The organism is Streptomyces sp. 891-h (assembly GCF_022760275.1).
Taxonomy (GTDB): Bacteria; Actinomycetota; Actinomycetes; order Streptomycetales; family Streptomycetaceae; genus Streptomyces; species Streptomyces spirodelae.
In genome coordinates this window covers 6509163-6527763 of the sequence record NZ_CP050693.1, presented here as the reverse complement: position 1 = coordinate 6527763, position 18601 = coordinate 6509163, and the positions used below count along the sequence as shown (strand labels likewise).

The window sequence follows — 18601 nt, the reverse complement described above, 5'->3', positions numbered from 1 at the left end:
GCCACCGCAGCGCACAGCACACAGGTCTCACGGTCAGCGGCGAGTCGTACACCGACTGTGGTCGACAGCCGCACCCGCGCCTCCAGCAACCCGGCTCGCGGCGCCGAGCCGGGCACTCGCGTCAGCTCCCGGCCGAGTTCCCGAGGCTGATGGTGCGGGTCTCGCCCGGAGGCACGGTCACGGCACGGCCGCGTACGGAGAAGCGCAGCGGAGACCTCTCCGACAGCGGGAGGCCTACTTTGAGGGTGTCGCCACGGATCTGGACACTCACGCCCCAGTGCTCGCGGAAGCGGACCGAGAAGCCATACGTGCACAACTCCGGGAGGGGCGCCGGGTCGACATGGAGTGTGTTGTCCCGGACTTCCAGCCCGGCCAGCCCTCGCTGCACGAGATCGAGCGTGCCGCCCATGGCGCCCAGGTGGATGCCTTCGGGCGTCGTCCCACCCTGGACGTCGGCCACATCTCCCACCAGCGCTTCCTGCGTGTAGCGCCACGCGTCGGGGCGGCGTTCGCGCGAGAGCAGCCAGCCGTGCACCAGACCGCTGAGCGTTGAACCGTGGCTGGTACGGGGAAGGTAGAAGTCCACCGTACGGTCCCACGTCTCGTCATCGAGGCGGTATCCCAGCCGGTGGAAGACCGCAGCCAGTTCTCTCGGCGAGAAGAGGTAACCGAGCATCAGGGCGTCTGCCTGCTTGGAGACTCGATATCGGTTGACGGTGTCGCCCTCGGCTTCGAGGAGACGGTCGAGCCGGCGAACCTCCCCGTAGCGGGCGCGACAGCGCTCCCAGTCCAGCTCGGCCAACGCGTGATAGCCGTCGAACTGGTCGATGACGCCGCGGTGGAAGGGGACACGCAACCGCCGGGAGACGTCCTCCCACCGCTCCAGCTCTTCCTCGGTGAGCGCCATGTCCGCGAAGAGGTGGTCTCTTCGCGGCTGCGGGAGGTCCCCTGCCAACTCCAGAGCCCGGGTGAGCACCCAGGAAGCCGTCACATTGGTGTACGCGTTGTCATCGATCCCCGGCCGGTCGGAGTCGGGGTATGCCTCGTGGTATTCGTCGGGGCCCATCACTCCCCGGATGCGGTACCGCTCGTACGTGGAGTCGTATTCGGCCAGCCCGGACCAGAACCTGGCGATCTCCAGCAGCATCTCCGCACCTCTCGTGTGGAGGAACTCCCGGTCCCCGGTGGTCTCCGCGTACCGCCAGACGTTGTACGCGATCGCCGAGCCGACGTGGTGCTGCAACCGCGACCTGTCGGGCAGCCACCGTTGGGAGCGGGGGTTGAGATGCAGCGTCTGTGTTTCCTCCCGGCCGTCACTGCCGCTCTGCCACGGGTACATGGCGCCGGCGTGGCCGGCCTCGGCCGCATTGCGCCGGGCCGCGGGCAGTCTGCGGTGGCGATAGTCGAGCAGGGCCTTGGAAACCTCGGGAAAGTGCAGGTTGAGGTAGGGGAGAACGAACAGCTCGTCCCAGAAGACGTGCCCCCGGTACGCCTCTCCGTGCAGCCCTCGGGCCGGGACGCCGACGTCCAGGGCTGCCGTGTGCGGGGAGAGCGTCTGGAGGATGTGGAAGAGGTGGAGCCGCAGGATACGGCCTGTCAGCCCTGGAACATCGAGGTGGGCGCGCTGCCACAGGTGCCGCCACGCCCGATGGTGCGAGGCCAGAAGGTGCGGGAAGCCCGGAGCCCGGCCGACCGCCTCAGTGGCGGCGCCGAGGGGTTCGCTGATCCCCCGGTCTCCGGACATGTACATCGCCACCGTCTTGTCCACGTGCACGCTCACGCCGGAGCGGAGAGGCAGGCGGAGCCTTTGACGGGCCCGCCCGTCGCAATGCGGTCCGGGCCGTACCAAGCCCTCCCCCGCCGAACACCACAGCCGCGCCGCCTGCGCCACCGTGATGCCCGAGTTCCGCGTGCGGCAGCGGACCCACACCGCGTCATCGCCGGCCTCACCGGCCTCGAGCGACGCCAGGTGTCTCCCCTCCAGGTCCTGGTACCGTGCCACGCCGCTGTTGGTGACAGTGGCGTCCAGTTCCGCCTCGACCTCCAGCTCACCGGACCAGTTCTCAGCAGTGAACGTGGTACGCAGAGCAGCGAGATGCGGCTCGCCCATATGCACGACACGCTGCTGCCCGACCCGCAGCCGGCGCCCGGCCGCATCCTCCCAAAGGAGGTCTCTCGCCAGGCTTCCTCCCTTCAGGTCGAGAGACTGCCGGTACCTCAGGAGACCGCGCTGGTCCGGCGACCACCAGTCCGAGGCCCCGCCGCCTGCGTCCCGGATGCGGAAGCGCAGGGGCAACCAGTTCGGGAGGTTGACCATGTCCTCGTTCTCCACCTGGTGCCCCGCCACGACCGACCGCAGCCGGTCGTAGCAGCCCGCCGCATAGGTGCCGGGGTAGTGGTGGCCGTCGGCGACGGACTCGGGTGCCGCTCCGCGGGTGGCGAAGTAGCCGTTTCCCAGCGTGCACAGCGCTTCGCGCAGGCGCTCCTCAGCCGGGTCGTACCCTTCGTAGATCCACGACCATTCGGCGCTCATCGCCCTCCAAGCCAGTCACCCGAGATTCAGCAGAACCTGTTGTCTCAGGCAGAAGCTACTCGTCCAACGTTGCGGGAGCAGACGACACGGCCGTGTGTCAGGGCCGGTGGCAGTCAGCTGCCAAGGAGAGGCCACCGAGGAGGGGCCAGTAGGCGACTCCGTTCCGGGAAGCAGGCCGCCAGTGGCTCGTCGGCGGCGAACGCGTTCGGCTGGAGACTGCCACCCGACCGCTGTCAGTCGGTCAGCGCGGCAAGTGTGACTTCCAGGTCGGTGGCCCGGGGCCGGTTGTGGGGGAGCTTGGCCAGGACACGGGCCATGCCGCAGGTGTCGGTGAGGGCGGAGAAGACCAGCCCGCCGGCGACGCCCGCGGATATCCAGCGGGCCCTGGGCCAGCGGCGGGCGGCGAGCAGTCCGGTCAGCACCAGTGATCCGGCGGCGAGGCGGACCTGGCGTTCCATGGCCCAGGCCGTGCGGGAATCCGCGGGGTGGTGGAGGGTGTGGCCGAGCCGGTCCCAGGCAGTGGTGCCGCCGGTGAGCGTAGCGGCGGAGATGCCGTGCTCGGTCAGGCGCTGGGATGCTTGCGCGGAACGGGCGCCGGAGGCGCACACCAGGAGCAGGTCGCAACGGCCGGCTGCTGCCTTGAGGGCGTCGAGTGCCGCGTCCAGGTGGTCGAGGGGGACGTTGTGGGCGCCAGGCAGGTGCCCGGAGGCGTACTCGCCCGGCGTGCGCACATCGATCACGGTCAGCTTGTCCAGGCGGGCGTGTGCCTGCTCAGGGGTGAGGGCGGTGGTGGCTGTCACGGGCGTCTTTCCGTTTCTCTTCGGGTGTTCCCCTCCGGGTAGAATACCCGCAGGGGTATCCAGCAGGAGGAGGAGTAGCGGTGGAACTGACGATGGCGGCCGAGGAGCTGAAGAAGGCGGTCAACCGGCTGCGCAGAGCCCAAGGCCAGATCGCCGGGGTGATCAAGATGATCGAAGAGGGGCGGGACTGCGAGGAAGTGGTGACGCAGCTGGCGGCTGCCTCCCGGGCGCTGGACAAGGCGGGTTTCGCGATCATCGCCACCGGCCTTCAGCACTGCATGACGGACGTGGAGGGCTCCGCTCCCGGCGACCGGGAGGAGATGCGGGCCCGTCTGGAGAAGTTGTTCCTGTCCCTTGCCTGACCGCCCCCCGCGGCCGCCTCCATCGCTGCGGAATCATGTCAGGGCGTCGATGAGCATGAAGGCGGCCACGGCCAGCAGCACGACAGCGAACGCACGTCGCAGCAACGTACCGGAGATCCTGGTCGCCAATTTCCTGCCGTCCCAGGCGCCCAGGATCGCCGCCCCGGTGAACGGCGCGATCACCGCCCACTCCAGTCCTCCCAGGGTGGCTCCGCGGGTGGCGAGGGAAGCCAGTGCGTTCGTCGAGATGACCAGCAGGCTGGTGCCGACGGCGGCCTGCATCTCGAAGGCCAGAACCGTGACCAGAGCAGGAACGGCGAGGAAGCCGCCGCCCACCCCGAGCAGCCCGGTCAGGGCACCCAGCCCCGCACCGGTGCCGGCGGCTCTGGCCGGCCGCACGGGCTGCGATTCCCGGTCGGTGGCTATGCGGCGCGAGCGCAACATCTCGACGGCCGCGAGGGCTGCGACGGCGGCGAACGCGGCCGTCAGGACCGGCTGTGGCAGGCGGTCCGCGGCGGCCCCGGCTGCCGCGGCAGGCAAGAGGCCCGCCGCGGCGAACAGCGCGCCGGTTCGCCACCGTACGTTCCCCGCACGGCTGTGGGCGTAGAGAGCGGTGAGCGAGGTGACGGTGACGATGACCAGACTCGCGGTAGTGGCCGCGACCGGGGTGAAGCCGAGCAGGTAGATCAGAGCGGGCACCGCCAGCACACTGCCGCCTCCGCCCAGCGCACCGAGGGCCAGCCCGACCACGCCACCGGCGACAAGAGCAAGGAGCAGGGCACTCACGCTGTGGAACCGCTGCTCTCCTCGGTGTCATTGACCGGAAGGCCGCGCTCCACCGTCTGCTCGTCACGCATGTGCTGGAGGGGCTGGGTGAGGGTGAGCCCGGCGTCGGAGGCGGCATCGAAGCCGTCATCGACGGCGATCACCTCGCGGCCGACCGCGTCCAGGAGGGAGGCGGCGATCGCCGCGCGCATCCCGCTGGCGCAGTGCACCCACACCTGGCCGGGCGGCACCTCGCCGGTACGGTCGGGCAGTTGGTGGATGGGGATGTGAACCGAGCCGTCGATGTAACCGTTCGCACGCTCCGAGTCGCGCCTCACGTCCAGCACGACCAGGTCCTTGCCCAGTTCCTTGCCGCTCTCACGCGCGTCGGCCAGGTCCGCGAAGCGGGCCCGGGGGAAGGAGGCGAGCCGGCCGGGGTCCCGGACCCAGGCGTGCGGTCCGCCGGTGGCGGCAGCGGCCGGCCGGTCGATACCCACCCGGGTCAGCTCCCGCTGCGCGTCGGCGAGCTGCTCGGGAGTTTCGGCCAGCAGCGTGACGGGCTTGCCCCACGGGATCAACCACGCGAGGTAGGTGGCCAGCTTGCCCTCGCCCTCGAAGTTGAACGACCCGGCCACATGCCCCTCGGAGAAGGCGACACGGTTGCGCAGATCCACCACCCACTCCCCTGCCGCGAGCCGCTCGGAGATCTGCTCGGCGTCCGCCTGCCGGGGTGGTGTGAGGTCGACGGGCGCCGGCCCGGCGGCGTTGACCGGCCCCATGTGGGTGTAGTACGCGGGCACGTCGTCCAGTCCGGCGAGCATCTCGGCGACAAACGTGTCCACGTCCTTGACCAGCGCCTCGTTCGCCCTGCGTTCCGCCCCGATGGTGGTTGTGTCCCCTTCGGCCTGGGAGCTGGAGCAGAAGCTGCCGAAGCCATGGGTGGGCAGCAACCGCACCGCGTCGTCCAGCTGGTCGGCCAGCCGGTGAGCTGAGGCGTGCTGGGCGCGGGCCAGTTGCTCGGTGAGCCTGGGCTCGACCAGGTCCGGCCGCCCGACCGTGCCGATCAGCAGTGACCCGCCGGTGAAGGCTGCCACCGCCTGTCCGTCCTGTTCCAGCACGTACGAGGTGTGGTGCGGAGTGTGACCGGGGGTGGCCACCGCACGCAGCACCAGCCCCTCGTCCAGGGCGACGGTGTCACCGTCGTCGACGGACGTGTGCTCGAACGAGACCGAGGCACCCGTCGGCACCAGGTACCGGGCGCCGCTGACGCGGGCCAGCTCCAGGCCGCCGGTGACGTAGTCGTTGTGCAAGTGGGTCTCGGCGACGAGGGCGATGCGCACACCGCGCCGCGCGGCTGCGGCCATGACCCGGTCGATGTCACGAGGCGGGTCCACCGCCACGGCAGACGTGGAGCCCCCGACCAGATAGCTGCGATTGCCCAGGCCCTGGACTTCCAGGGTGTCGATGAAGAACACAGGCTGCGCCTCCTCTCGTGCGTGTACCCCGGGGGGTATTACGCTCCACCATAACAGGGATACGGGAGGGGGTATTCCTGAGCGGTGGGCGTCACCGGGCCGACCGGCAGCGGTCCTGCCTGGTCCCGGTGGCCGCCGACACCTGTGAGCCACATCGCCGACTGCCCCGGACACGCGGGTGCCTCACGGAGCGAGGGAGAAGAAGGTCTCTTCCTCCTGTGCGAAGTGCAGGCGCAACACGCTGTGCAGCCCGTACAAACAGGCGCGCAGGTCATCGAGTTGCTCCAGCGCCAGGCCACCCTCAGCGGCGGCCAGTTCCAGATGGGTTGCGATGCGCCGGGTGAGGCGCTCGATCTCGGTGTGAGCACGACTCATGGTGGCGGTCGCTTCAGGGCCCCCGAGAGTGGGTGCGAGGGCGGGATAGAGCTGATGCTCCTCGGCGTACTCATGCGGGAGGAGCCGTTCGGTGAGCAGCCGGTGCACCTCGCCCACGGCCGTGAGAGCCTTCGGGCCGGAACTGTCCGACAGCTGATCGGCGGCGTCCCGTACGGCTTCGAGGACGTCCTGGAGGTCCTCGTGCTCGGCCGCGAGACGGTGGACGAGCGCTTCCGCTGCGGGCTGGAGCGCGGGGCCGCGCGCGGCCCGGTCGAGGCGCAGCGCACGCAGCGCGTTGAGGATGACCGCGACGTCAATGCCCTCCTGAAGCAGCGCACCGACGGCTGGCGGGAGCAGACCCACGGCAGCCGCTGCCATGGCGGCAAGGGACATCAGCATGCCGCCGAGCGCACTCTGTACGGCGATGCGACGTGCTCGCACGGCGATGGCGACAGCGTCGGCGAGACGGTCCACACGGTCGGTGGTCAGAACGACGTCAGCGGCCTCGGAGGAGGCGGTGGAGCCGCGGGCCCCCATGGCCACGCCGACGTCCGCCGCCGCGAGCGCCGGGGCGTCGTTCACTCCGTCGCCCACCATCACTGTGACCGCGCGCTCGCGCTCGGCACGTACGGCGGCGACCTTGTCGGCCGGGGTGAGTTCGGCCTGCACGTCGTCGAGGCCGAGGACCGCCGCGATCTCGCGGGCCGGTTCCGGCCGGTCGCCGGTGAGCAGCGTCAGCCGTCCGATGCCCGTCGTACGTAGTCGCCGGAGCGTCCGTGGCGCATCGCGGCGCAGCGGGTCACGAAGGAGGACGGCGCCGACGGGACCGCCGTCGACAGTGAGCCAGGCGACGGCCGCCCCGTCCAGGAGCGCCCGGTTCTCGGCGGCTCGTGCCCACTCGGGCCTCTCGGAGCCGGTCTCGAGGCGGCCGACGGACATGCGGTGCCCGTCGAGAGTCGCGGTGGCGCCGCGTCCGGGTTCCTCGGTCACGTCCGCGGGGGGCGAGAGTTCCAGTCCGCGATCGCCGGCCGCGTCGACGATGGCCTGCGCGAGGACGTGCGGGGAGTACTGGTCGAGCGAGGCGGCCAGCCGCAGCACGTCCGCGGGCTTCCAGCCGGGTGCGGCAACGACGTCCAGGGCGCGTGGGCGTCCGCTGGTCAGGGTGCCGGTCTTGTCGAGCAGTAGGGTCCGGGCCCGGCCGAGGCTCTCCAGCGCGCCGCCGTCGCGGATCACCACACCCAGGCGGGAAGCCCGCGACAGGCCGGAGACGACAGCAACCGGTGCCGCGAGGAGCAGCGGACACGGAGTGGCGACGACCAGGACCGCCACTGCCCGTACAGCTGAACCGCTGATCAGCCAGGCCATCCCCGCCACTGCGAGGGACAGCGGCAGGAACCAGGCCGCGTAGCGATCGGCCAGCCGGACGACCGGAGCGGACTCCGCGCCGGCCTCGCGGGCCAGCCGCACGATCCCCGCGTAGGTGCTGTCCTGCGCGGTGGCAGTGGCCCGCAGCTCGAAGGCGCCACCGGCATTGACCGCGCCACTGCGCACCGTCCCGCCCGCGGGGCACTCCCGGGTCAGCGGCTCTCCGGTGAGTACCGACTCATCGAGTACGGCAGTTGAGCCGACCACGCGGCCGTCGACGGGAACCACTTCTCCCGGGCCGACGACGAGCACGTCAGCGACAGTGACCTCGGCCAGCGGCACCGTCTGCACGTCGCTGCCGATACGGCGGCGGGCGGAGCGCGGTGCGTGTTCCAGGAGTGCCCGCAGATCGTGGGAGGCGCGGCGCTGTGCCGCCGCCTCCAGTGTGCGCCCGGTGGCGAGCATCAGCGCGATCAAGGCCCCCGCCAGGTACTCGCCCACGGCAAGCGTGCCGCCGAGAGCGAGTACGGCGATCAGGTCCACCCCGGCGCGGTGCTGCCGCAGCGCGCTCACCACCCATGCCACCGCGGGCCCGATGGCCGCAACGGTCCCCAGGGCCCAGCACAGGTCGGCGATACCGCGGGCGCCGACGAGCCAGGCGGCCCCGCCGGCGGCCAGGGCTGCGGCTGTCACCCACAGGAGTGCCTGCTCGAGGCGCGAGCGCGGGACCGCTGAGAACACACGGCGGACGGACTCGACGGAGATGAAGCGGAGGAGGTGATCCATGGCATTCCTCGGTCCGACGCCGACCCTGGGCCTGCTGCTCTTCCAGCACACTGCCACGGCTTGTGCCAGCAGCGAGGGACGCTCCACCAACAGCGGAGCCACTCGGACGTATGGCCGGATCGTACGGCGCCGGACGCGGCACCGAGGAACCATGGCACGCCGGTGCGGCCGTCTGACGTACGACGTACGACGGCCGCAGCCTGGGCGAGCCGCGCCCGTGGCAGGCTCAGCAGACCCCGTGCTTGTGCAGGACCCGGCGCTGGGCGTGTGTCGGGTTGACGGGCCAGTAGAGGTAGCAGACGCCGCCGGTGCCGCTGAGGACCTTGCCGTCGGCGTTCTTGCGCTTGGTCCTCAGCCAGATGTTCTCGAACTGCCGGCGCTTGTAGACGTGGCGGACCGAGGGGTTGTCCGGGGAGTTGGGGTCATTGGCGATGACGTCGCCGGACTTGGTGAAGCCGATGACGGTCATCAGGTGGCCTGAGGTGCCGTAGCCGGCGCCGTCGAGTTCGGACTCGATGAAGGACTGCGAGGTGATCAGCGGGATGCCCGCGGCGATGAACTCCTCGGCGTCGTTGAGGGAGTTCAGACGGGTGACGACCGCGTTCATGTTCCGGTAGGTGCTGGCGTAGGCGCTGTTGAAGGGCCAGTTGCCGCAGCCTTCGTACTGGTAGTCGTAGGTGTAGCGGGCCGCGTGGCAGACCTGGGGGTCGGCGTAGTCGGGGTTGACCCAGGCGAGGTCCTCGGCGGTGGGCTTGCGGCCCCAGTACTCGATGATCATCTGTGAGGAGGTGGGGCTGCACCAGGCCTCGCCGCCGTTGTCGTACTCGGGGTACTGGCCCTTGTGGATCTCCTGCGAATAGCGCGGCACCTTCAGCTCGACCGCCCTGCCCAGACCGGGTTCGGAGGCGGGGACCTCGAAGCGGTCGGGTACGTCGGAGCACATCACACCGGCCCGCCACACCGTGGGGGTGGCCTCGCTGCCGGGGGTGCGGCACAGGGTCAGCCGCAGCCGGTAGGCCTTCAGCCGCAGCCCGCTCGCGGAGTCGTCGATGGAGAAGGTGTCGGTCCAGATGCTGCTCTTGCCGTCCTTCTGCCCGTCGACGGAGGTGCGGCGCGGTACATCGGCTCCGTCCCCCGAGGTCCAGATGCCCATGGTGTACCAGGGGGTGGACGTGCCGTCGGAGTAGGTGCCCCGCAGCTCGATCCGGATCCAGGTGCCCTTGGGTGTGTGGGCGTTCCAGGAGGCGATGGCCTCCCCGGCGGGTACGGCGCACTCGTGTACGGGCGAGGTCCAGGTGGCGTACTCCCAGTCGGCCTTCTTGCCGGTGTGCGGGTCCTTGTAGGAGGTGGTGCCCGCGGGGGACGCCAGGACGATGCCGGGGCGCCCGCTGGAGAGTACCCGGGTTCCCTTGCCACGGCCCGAGGCCCACTCGCGCTGCGAGGCCCAGTCGTGGAACTCCACGTTTCCTGCCTTCCCGGGCCGGTGCCGCCAGGCCGGGCGGCCCGTGCCGTAGGTGCCCGCGGTTCCACCCGAGCGGGTGTCGGCCGCCAGGGCGGCGGGGGCTGCGACTGCTGAGGCCGCCGCGGCGACGGCGGCGGCCAGAACGGTACGGCGGTTGGCGGATCTGCTGGTCATGCGGAGTGCCCCCAGTCGTGGGTCGGTGCGGCGTTCGTCACAGGTGGTGCGTCGGATCGTGGTCCAGGCGGTGGGCGGTTCCGTACGCGGTCGTACCCGGCAGTCGTACCCCGCGGTCGTACCCGGCCGTGCGCGGAAGCCAACTATTACGGCTCAGCACGGTGCGTGCCAGAGCTTCGGCCTCTCGGCATGCCGTCGTCATTGGCCCGGCCAGTGACACAGCGTGGCCGGTCCCGGGGAGGAGACGGCACCGCACATCTGTCCGAGCCGGACGTACGCTGGGGGAATGCCCGCTCCGCTCACCCTCGAAGCGCTCGCCGAACGGCTGGCCGCGCTGCCCGCTTCCTGCGGCCCGGTGCGGCTGGTGGGGCTGGACGGGCACGCGGGGTCCGGCAAGACGACGCTGGCGCGGCGGCTCTCTCAGCTGCTGGGCGGGGCGCCGGTGCTCCACCTGGACGATCTGGCCAGCCACGAGGCGCTGTTCGGCTGGACCGAGCGGCTCACCCGGCAGGTGCTCGAACCATTGGGGCGTGGCGAGCCCGCACGCTATGTGATGTACGACTGGGTGGCGGGCGCGTATACGACCGAGGCCGTGCTGCCGCCCGCTCCGGTCGTCCTCGTCGAGGGCGTGGGAGCGGGACGGGCAGCGCTGCGACCGCTGCTGGCCTGCCTGTTGTGGTCCGATATGGCGGCAGAGGACGCGTGGCGGCGCGGCCGGCGGCGGGACGGGCCCGGTCAACGGGGCTTCTGGGCGCGGTGGGTTCCGGCGGAGCGCGCGCACTTCGCTGCCGACCCCTCGCGCCCGTTCGCGGACTTCCTGGTGCGCGAGACGGGCGAGGGACGCACGGGGTACGAGGTACGGGAGAGCGCGGGCGAGGCGCCGGACGCCCCGTTGAATATGACCCTCCGTATAACTCGTGGCAGTTGACAGCCATCCGACGGCACCGAGTGCAACCGGGCGGCTTGACCATTGGCGCCGGACCGATTACGTTTCCAACAAGCGGCCTACGCAGGCCGTCTTCATACGCGAAGCCCCCGGTTGTTCCCCCGTGACCGGGGGCTTCGTTCTGCCCCGGGACAGTCAAGCGGAATGACTTCTTTCCGTTTCTCTTACTCTTCGTAGCGCTCTTATGAAAGCCTCCGCGCCCGAACCCCCTCTCGTGCTCTGCTCGGCCGCCCTGTTCCGCGCCCCGTGATGCGGCCTGCGGCGCCCTTCGACAGCGCCCTGAGCACGGGTACGATGCGAAACAGCGTGGGAACCCCGGGTGATACCCGGCAGATCGGGGGACGTTTCGTGGGGGACGTGATGAACTTCGGCACGCAGGACCCCCAGGGCCTGCACGCCCCGGCCGAACTCGCCTGGCTTCGTGGGGTGGACGCGTACACCGTCGGCGGATACGCCCAGGCCGAGGAGGAGTTCCGCACGGCCGTGCGGCTCGATCCGGGAATGGCGGACGCCTGGCTGGGACTGCACGCGCTGCGCGCCGACACCGCGACCGCGCTGCTGCGGATGTACCACCACAGGGACCGCTTCGGGGAACAGCGCACCCGGCACGGACGCACCCTCAACTCCTGGTACTGGCTGGGCTGGTGGGTTCAGCCGGTGCTCGAGTACGAGCGCGATCTGCTGCTCGCGCACGCCTCGCACTGGCTCGACGGCCGCCATGTGGCCGAACTCGACCGCGCCCTGGCCGGCTGCCCCCCGGTCGACACCGACCCGCAGGTACGGTTCCTGCACGCCTGCCGCGCCTACCTGGCCAAGGACTGGGAGGGGCTGGTCGCCCACACCGAGCCGCTGGTGGACGACCCGCTGCTGGGTATCGAGGCCGGACTGTTCGCGGGCATGGCCCGGGTGCGGCTGGAGATGTACGGGCAGGCCGAGCCGCTGCTGGCCGCCGCGCTGATGCGCTGCCGCAGCGAACAGCCGCAGCGCAAGGAGCTGCGCTACTGGCTGGCCCGCGCCCGCGAGGGCACCGGCCGCAGCGCGGCGGCCCTGCCGCTGTACCGGGCCGTGCACCGTATCGACCCGACGTTCATGGACACCTCGGCCCGGCTGACGACCATCGCCGAGAACGACGGCATAGGCGGCTCGGCCGAGGATCTGGCGGCCGCCGTGCTCTCCGGCGGCCTGGGCGGACCGGACGGCGCCGCCGGCAACGCGACCCAGGAGCGCTTCGACCGGGGCCCCGAGGCGCCCGGCGACCCGGCACAGCCCGCTGACCCGGCCGAGCCCTCCGACGGCGCCCTGCCCACCGACCGCGGCAGGCGTCTGGACGACGACCGGACCTGGCCCGGGGACGGCGCGGCCCCCCGGGACGGCGCCGGGCTCCGGGACAGCGACACCGAGCGCCGTCAGGACACCGGGCCCCCGGGAGGCGGGGCGCAGGAGACGGGCATACCGGACCCGGCCCAGGACGGACCCCCGGCGGGGCTGCGGGACGCGGCCGAGTCCGCCGACCCGGTGGTGGACCCGGAGGCCGACGGACTGCGGCTGGAGGACTCCGGCGACCCGGCCGAACCGATCCGGGTGGACAGCAGCGTGCTGCTGCGGCGCGGATCCCCGCCCGGCGACGGCAGACTGCCCTCGGGCCCCTCCGATCCGGTGCTGCTCGCCCAGGCGCTGGAGGAGCTGGAGCGGATGGTCGGCCTGGAGCCGGTCAAACGCCAAGTACGGGCCCTCTCGGCGCAGTTGCACATGGCACGGCTGCGGGCCGGCCAGGGCCTGCCGGTGCAGCCGCCGAAGCGGCACTTCGTCTTCTCCGGCCCCTCGGGTACGGGCAAGACCACGGTGGCGCGCATCCTGGGACGGGCCTTCTACGCGCTGGGCCTGCTCGACGGCGATCATCTGGTCGAGGCCCAGCGCGCCGATCTGGTGGGCGAGTTCCTGGGGCAGACCGCGGTCAAGGCCAACGAGCTGATCGACTCGGCGCTCGGCGGTGTGCTGTTCGTCGACGAGGCGTACGCGCTGTCCAACTCGGGCTACACCAAGGGCGACGCGTACGGCGACGAGGCGCTGCAGGTGCTGCTCAAGCGCGCCGAGGACAACCGGGACCAGCTGGTGGTGATCCTGGCCGGCTACCCGGAGGGGATGGACAGGCTGCTGGCGGCCAACCCGGGGCTCTCCTCCCGCTTCACCACGCGGGTCGACTTCCCCAGCTACCGGCCGCTGGAGCTGACGGCCATCGGCGAGGTGCTGGCGGCCGACAACGGCGATGTGTGGGACGAGGAGGCGCTGGAGGAGCTGCGCAGCATCAGCGGGCACGTGGTCGACCAGGGCTGGATCGACGAGTTGGGCAACGGCCGCTTCCTGCGCACCCTCTACGAGAAGAGCTGCGCCTACCGCGATCTGCGGCTGTCCGGCTACGCGGGCAACCCCACCCGTGACGACCTGGCCACGCTGCGGCTGCCCGACCTCATGCAGGCGTACGGCGAGGTGCTGTCGGGGCGGGGTCCCGACGGTCCTCGTCCCGGCCCGCAGCCGCCGCTGGGCTGAAGTCGTCCGGCAGGTGCCGGGCGGTGGGCAGCCCATGTCCTGGCCCGCTCCCTGCAGGTTCCGTACGGGTGTCGGTGCACGTCTCCGTGTGGGTGTCGGTATGGGCGGGGTCGTGCACCTCGCCCACCAGCATCTCCAGCACGTCCTCCAGCGCCGCCAGGCCCAGCACCCGGCCCGAGGCGTCCGCGACGGCCGCCAGATGCGAGGCGCCGGCCCGCATGGCGGTGAGGGCGTCGTCCAGCGGCAGCTCGCCTCGCAGTGTCGTCATCGGCCGCCAGAGCCGCTGCGGCACCGCGCGGTCCGCCTCCTCCAGGTCGAGTACGTCCTTGACGTGCAGATATCCCAGGAAGCCGCCGTCGTCGGCGCGTACCGGGAAGCGGGAGTAGCCGGTGCGTACGGTCAGCTCCTCCACCTGGCGCGGGGTGACATCGGTACCGACGGTGACCAGCTCGGTACCGCCCAGCAGGACCTCGGTCAGCGGCCGGGAACCCAGCTCCAGGGCGTCGGCCAGCCGTTCGTGTTCGTCGGCCTCCAGCAGCCCGGCCTGCCGGGAGTCCTGCACCAGTTGGTTGAGCTGTTCGCTGGTGAAGGCGGCGGCGACCTCGTCCTTGGGCTCGACGCGGAAGAGCCGCAGGATGACGGTCGAGCACGCCCCCAGTGCCGCGGTGACGGGGCGGGTCAGCCGCGCGAAGGCGACCAGCCCGGGGCCGAGCCACAGCGCGGTGCGCTCGGGCGCCGCCATGGCGAGGTTCTTGGGCACCATCTCGCCCACCACCAGGTGGAAGAAGACCACCACGGCCAGGGCGATCACATAGCCCACGGGGTGCACCAGCGCATGCGGCAGCCGCACGGCGTGGAAGGCGGGCTCCAGCAGGTGTGCCAGCGTGGGCTCGGCGACGGCGCCCAGGGTCAGCGAGCACACCGTGATGCCGAACTGCGCCGCCGCCATCATCTGCGGCAGCGTCTCCAGCCCGCGCAGCACGCGCCGGGCACGCGCCGAGCCGTCGGCCGCGAGGGGTTCGATCTGGCTGCGTCGTACGGACACGAGCGCGAACTCGGCGCCGACGAAGAAGCCGTTGGCCAGCACCAGCAGCGCGGCGAACAGGAGTTGGAGGACGCTCATGACGCCGCCGCCTCCATGCTGCGCGCCGGGAGCGGGGGTTCGCCGTCCCGCCGGCCTGCGGGTCCGCCCGTGGCGGGGCCCGCGGCGCGGTCCTGGGCCACGATGCGGACCCGCTCGGCACGGTGGTGTGCCACCTGCCGCACCTTCAGCTGCCACTCCCGGCCGCCGTCCCCGGTGCGGGCGTGCGGCACCCGCAGGCGTGCGGTGTCGCCGGGCGCCGGGATGCGGCCCAGCAGGTCGGCGACGAGTCCCGCCACGGTCTCGTAGGGCCCCTCTGGCACCTCCAGGCCGATACCGCGCAGCGCGCCCACCCGGCAGCTGCCGTCGGCGTCCCAGGCGGGGCGGCCCTCCTGGTCGGGCGGGGCCGGGGCCAGTTCGGGCAGTTCGGCGTAGAGCTGCCCGTCGTGTTCGTCGCGTACCTCGCCGACGATCTCCTCGACGATGTCCTCCAGCGTGACGACGCCCGCGGTGCCGCCGTACTCGTCCACGACGACCGCGATGGGCTGTTCGCTGCGCAGCCGCGCCAGCAGCGGCCGGACGGGGAGGGTCTGCGGGACGTGCAGCGCGGGGACGGCGATACGGACCGCCGGTGTGTGCAGCCGCAGGTCAGCGGGGACGGCGAGGGCGTCCTTGAGGTGCACCATGCCGACGACCTCGTCGAGCGTGTCCTGGTAGACGGGGAAGCGGGAGAGCCCGGTGGCGCGGGTGAGGTTGAGGACGTCCTCCGCGGTGGCCAGTGCCTGCAGGGCGCTGACCCGCACCCGGGGTGTCATCACGTGCTGCGCCGTCAGCCCGCCCAGCGCCAGGGTGCGCACGAACAGGTCGGCGGTGTCCTGTTCGAGGGCGCCGGCGCGGGCCGAGTGGTGGGCCAGCGAGACGAGTTCGCCGGGGGTGCGGGCCGAGGCCAGCTCCTCGGCGGGCTGGACGCCGAAGAGCCGCACCATACGGTTGGCCGCCGCGTTCAGGCCCGCGATCACGGGCCGGAACGTGCGCGAGAAGAGGCGCTGCGGCCCGGCCACGAACCTGGCCACCGCCAGCGGCCGGGAGACGGCCCAGTTCTTGGGCACCAGTTCGCCCACGACCATCTGGACGGCTGAGGCGATCAGCATGCCGGTGCCGACGGCGACCCCGCCGACCGCGCCCGGTGGTGTCCCCACCGCGGTCAACGGGCCGTCCAGCAGCCGGGCCAGCGCGGGTTCGGCGAGCATGCCGGTGATCAGGGAGGTGAGGGTGATGCCGAGCTGTGTGCCGGAGAGCTGGAAGGACAGCTCCGGCAGGGCACGGACAACGGCGCGGGCCTTCCGGTCGCCCTGTGCGGCGGCGCGTTCGGCCTCGGGTTTCTCGACGGTGACGAGCCCGAACTCCGCCGCGACGAAGAAGCCGTTGGCGAGGACGAGCAGGAACGCCACACCGAGCAGCACTAGCGGGAGGGTCATGCCACGCCCCCGTTCAGCCGGGACGCGGCGCACGTACTACAGGACGATCCGTCCATCGCTGGAGGTGGTCACTCCTCGGTTCGCAGGTGCCCGCGCGCGAGCGCGGGGCGGCTCATGCCGGTGTGCACCAGAGTAGACACTGGTCGACACCCCGCGAAGACGCGCGGCACCGTGCCGTAGGTTGCCGGACCCGGCGGCGGAGCTGCTACTTTCCGGCGTCGGTCCCGGTCTCGCCCGCGGCGGGGTTCGACGTGCCGTTCGAGGCGTCCTGGGACGTGCCCTTGAGCTCGACGAGAGCGCGCAGGGTACGCGCTTGGGCGAGCGCCTGCTGCTTGGCGATGCCCGGCTGGATGCCCATGGCGGGCAGGTTGGTGCCGTCGGCCAGGTCCAGCAAGACCCACGGGTCGCCGGGCCGCAGCCGGACGGCGAGCACCTGCGCCCATGCGAGACGCCGCTTGGTCGTGAGGTTGACGACCGTCACCCCGTCCTCGTCGGCCGTCACCCGGGGGCGGCTCAACAGCACCAGCACGCCGAGGAAGAGCACGCCCGTGCAGATGAAGCTCGCCCGCTCGCCGCCGCCGATCTGGAGCATCAGCGAGACGACGGTGAGGACCAGGAAGGCGGCGAGCCCCGCCGTCAGCAGCACCGCGCGGGTGCGGGTGGGCCGGAAGGTGACGGGAAGCGCGCAGGGCGCTGGGCTGTCGGTCATCAGTGAGCTCCGGACGCGGGTCACAGGCGGCAGGCGTGGATGCCGGTGGTGAGGATGGCACGGGCGCCCAGGTCGTAGAGGTCGTCCATGATCCGCTGCGCCTCGGTGGTGCGCACCATGGAGCGGACGGCGACCCAGCCCTGGTCGTGCAGCGGGGAGATGGTCGGCGACTCCAGGCCCGGGGTGAGCGCCACGGCCTGCTCCAGGTGCTCGGCGCGGATGTCGTAGTCCATCATCACGTAGCTGCGGGCCACCAGGACGCCCTGGAGGCGGCGCAGGAACTGCTGCACCTTGGGCCCGTCCGGGTCGGCTCCGGTGCGCCGGATGACAACGGCCTCTGACTGCATGATCGGCTCGCCGACGATCTCCAGACCCGCGTTGCGCAGCGAGGTGCCGGTCTCCACGACGTCCGCGATGACCTGTGCCACACCCAGTTCGATGGCCGTCTCCACGGCACCGTCCAGGTGCACGACGGAGGCGTCGATGCCCTTGTCCGCCAGGTGCTTGGCGACGATGCCCTCGTAGGAGGTGGCGACCGTCAGCCCGGTCAGGTCGTCCAGCGTCTCGACGGTGCCGGGCTTGGCGGCGTAGCGGAAGGTGGAGCGGGCGAACCCGAGCGGGAGGACCTCTTCGGCCTGCGCCCCGGAGTCCAGCAGCAGATCCCGTCCCGTGATGCCGATGTCGAGCCGGCCGGAGCTGACGTAGATCGCGATGTCGCGGGGGCGCAGATAGAAGAACTCGACCTCGTTCTCCGGGTCCACCAGGACGAGTTCCTTGGTCGCCTTGCGCTGCTGGTACCCGGCCTCATGCAGCATCTCCCCGGCAGGGCCGGAGAGGGAACCCTTGTTGGGGACGGCGATGCGCAGCATGAGCTTCCTTTGTTCGTGAAGTGGAGGAGGAGCGGGAGGAACGGAAAGGGGAGCGACGGCGCTCAGAGGTGAGCGTATACGTCGTCGAGGGAGAGGCCCTTGGCGGCCATGAGCACCTGCAGATGGTAGAGGAGCTGCGAGATCTCCTCGGCGGTGCGCTCGTCGCCCTCGTGCTCGGCCGCCATCCAGACTTCGGCGGCCTCCTCCACGATCTTCTTGCCGATGGCGTGCACGCCCTGCGCGGCGAGCTCGGCGGTGCGGGAGGTGCTGGGGTCGCCGGTGGCGGCCTTGTGCTGCAGCTCGGCGAAGAGCTGCTCGAATGTCTTGTTCGCCATGGTGCCTGACACCCTACGCGGTGGCGCAGGGCGCTCACCGCCAGGGCTCCGCGACGGTGCGCAGGGTCGCGGCCGTGGCCACGGCCGCGGTGACGGCCTCGTGGCCCTTGTCCTCGGTGGAGCCGGGCAGTCCGGCGCGTGCGATGGCCTGCTCCTCGTCGTCGCAGGTCAGCACGCCGAACCCGATGGGGACGCCGGTACGGACCGAGACCTCGGTGAGGCCCTGGGTGACGCCCTGGCAGACGTAGTCGAAGTGCGGGGTGCCGCCCCGGACGACGACGCCGAGCGCCACGATCGCGTCGTATCCGCGGTCGGCGAGGACCTTGGCGACGACGGGCAGCTCGAAGCTGCCGGGGACGCGCAGCAGGGTGGGCTCGTCGATGCCCAGCTCGCCCAGCGCCCGCAGGGCGCCGTCGACGAGGCCGTCCATGACCTGCTGGTGCCACTGCGCGGCGACCACGGCCACGCGCAGGTCCTGGCAGTTCTTGACGGTCAGTTCGGGTGCGCCCTTGCCGCTCACGGTGCTCCTCGGGTTCGAA

Annotated in this window: 15 protein-coding genes; 3 read left to right on the top strand and 12 right to left on the bottom strand. The window is 71.5% G+C overall.

What is annotated here, in order from left to right; genetic code table 11:
• Positions 1-121 precede the first annotated feature (121 nt).
• Together HC362_RS28760 and HC362_RS28755 are read right to left on the bottom strand one after the other, a co-directional pair.
• A complete protein-coding gene (locus HC362_RS28760; protein WP_243087080.1) occupies positions 122-2533 on the bottom strand; it encodes a glycosyl hydrolase family 65 protein in 2412 nt (803 codons plus the stop codon).
• A gap of 233 nt (positions 2534-2766) precedes the next feature.
• Positions 2767-3333: a rhodanese-like domain-containing protein gene (locus HC362_RS28755; RefSeq protein ID WP_243087079.1), complete on the bottom strand. Its 567-nt coding sequence runs from the start codon at positions 3331-3333 to the stop codon at positions 2767-2769.
• 80 nt (positions 3334-3413) lie between these two features.
• Between HC362_RS28755 and HC362_RS28750 the strand changes: the two genes are divergently transcribed.
• Positions 3414-3695, top strand: coding sequence for a metal-sensitive transcriptional regulator (locus HC362_RS28750; protein ID WP_243087078.1), 282 nt, complete (start codon positions 3414-3416; stop codon positions 3693-3695).
• 33 nt (positions 3696-3728) lie between these two features.
• Here HC362_RS28750 and HC362_RS28745 read toward each other — a convergent pair whose 3' ends face one another.
• From HC362_RS28745 to HC362_RS28730, 4 genes are all read right to left on the bottom strand, one after another.
• Positions 3729-4481 (bottom strand): sulfite exporter TauE/SafE family protein, encoded by a 753-nt coding sequence (locus tag HC362_RS28745; protein WP_243087077.1) that lies wholly within the window; start codon positions 4479-4481, stop codon positions 3729-3731.
• Entirely contained in the window at positions 4478-5935 is a 1458-nt protein-coding gene (locus tag HC362_RS28740; protein WP_243087076.1) for an MBL fold metallo-hydrolase, read from the bottom strand. Before HC362_RS28740 ends, HC362_RS28745 begins: the two co-directional genes overlap by 4 nt.
• Positions 5936-6118: 183 nt before the next feature.
• On the bottom strand, positions 6119-8461 hold the full coding sequence (locus tag HC362_RS28735) for a heavy metal translocating P-type ATPase (RefSeq protein ID WP_243087075.1): 2343 nt from the start codon (positions 8459-8461) through the stop codon (positions 6119-6121).
• Between the two features lie 226 nt (positions 8462-8687).
• Positions 8688-10097 carry a peptidase C39 family protein gene (locus HC362_RS28730; protein WP_243087074.1) on the bottom strand — a complete coding sequence of 470 codons (1410 nt, stop codon included), beginning with the start codon at positions 10095-10097 and terminating at the stop codon, positions 8688-8690.
• Between the two features lie 286 nt (positions 10098-10383).
• Between HC362_RS28730 and HC362_RS28725 the strand changes: the two genes are divergently transcribed.
• Positions 10384-11025 (top strand): hypothetical protein, encoded by a 642-nt coding sequence (locus HC362_RS28725; protein ID WP_243087073.1) that lies wholly within the window; start codon positions 10384-10386, stop codon positions 11023-11025.
• A gap of 378 nt (positions 11026-11403) precedes the next feature.
• On the top strand, positions 11404-13590 hold the full coding sequence (locus HC362_RS28720; protein WP_243088866.1) for an AAA family ATPase: 2187 nt from the start codon (positions 11404-11406) through the stop codon (positions 13588-13590).
• Here the strand turns inward: HC362_RS28720 and HC362_RS28715 are convergent.
• From HC362_RS28715 to ribH, 6 genes are all read right to left on the bottom strand, one after another.
• Entirely contained in the window at positions 13511-14713 is a 1203-nt protein-coding gene (locus tag HC362_RS28715) for a hemolysin family protein (RefSeq protein WP_243087072.1), read from the bottom strand. The genes HC362_RS28720 and HC362_RS28715 overlap by 80 nt on opposite strands.
• A complete protein-coding gene (locus HC362_RS28710; RefSeq protein WP_243087071.1) occupies positions 14710-16149 on the bottom strand; it encodes a hemolysin family protein in 1440 nt (479 codons plus the stop codon). Before HC362_RS28710 ends, HC362_RS28715 begins: the two co-directional genes overlap by 4 nt.
• Before the next feature lie 205 nt (positions 16150-16354).
• Positions 16355-16858, bottom strand: coding sequence for a PH domain-containing protein (locus HC362_RS28705; protein ID WP_243087070.1), 504 nt, complete (start codon positions 16856-16858; stop codon positions 16355-16357).
• A 20-nt stretch (positions 16859-16878) separates the two neighbouring features.
• A complete protein-coding gene (gene hisG / locus HC362_RS28700) occupies positions 16879-17727 on the bottom strand; it encodes an ATP phosphoribosyltransferase (RefSeq protein ID WP_243087069.1) in 849 nt (282 codons plus the stop codon).
• 62 nt (positions 17728-17789) lie between these two features.
• The gene (locus HC362_RS28695) at positions 17790-18062 is read right to left on the bottom strand and encodes a phosphoribosyl-ATP diphosphatase (protein WP_209266586.1); all 273 of its coding nucleotides are present in this window, start codon (positions 18060-18062) and stop codon (positions 17790-17792) included.
• Between the two features lie 34 nt (positions 18063-18096).
• Entirely contained in the window at positions 18097-18582 is a 486-nt protein-coding gene (ribH, locus tag HC362_RS28690) for a 6,7-dimethyl-8-ribityllumazine synthase (protein ID WP_209266585.1), read from the bottom strand.
• Between the last annotated feature and the right edge of the window lie 19 nt (positions 18583-18601).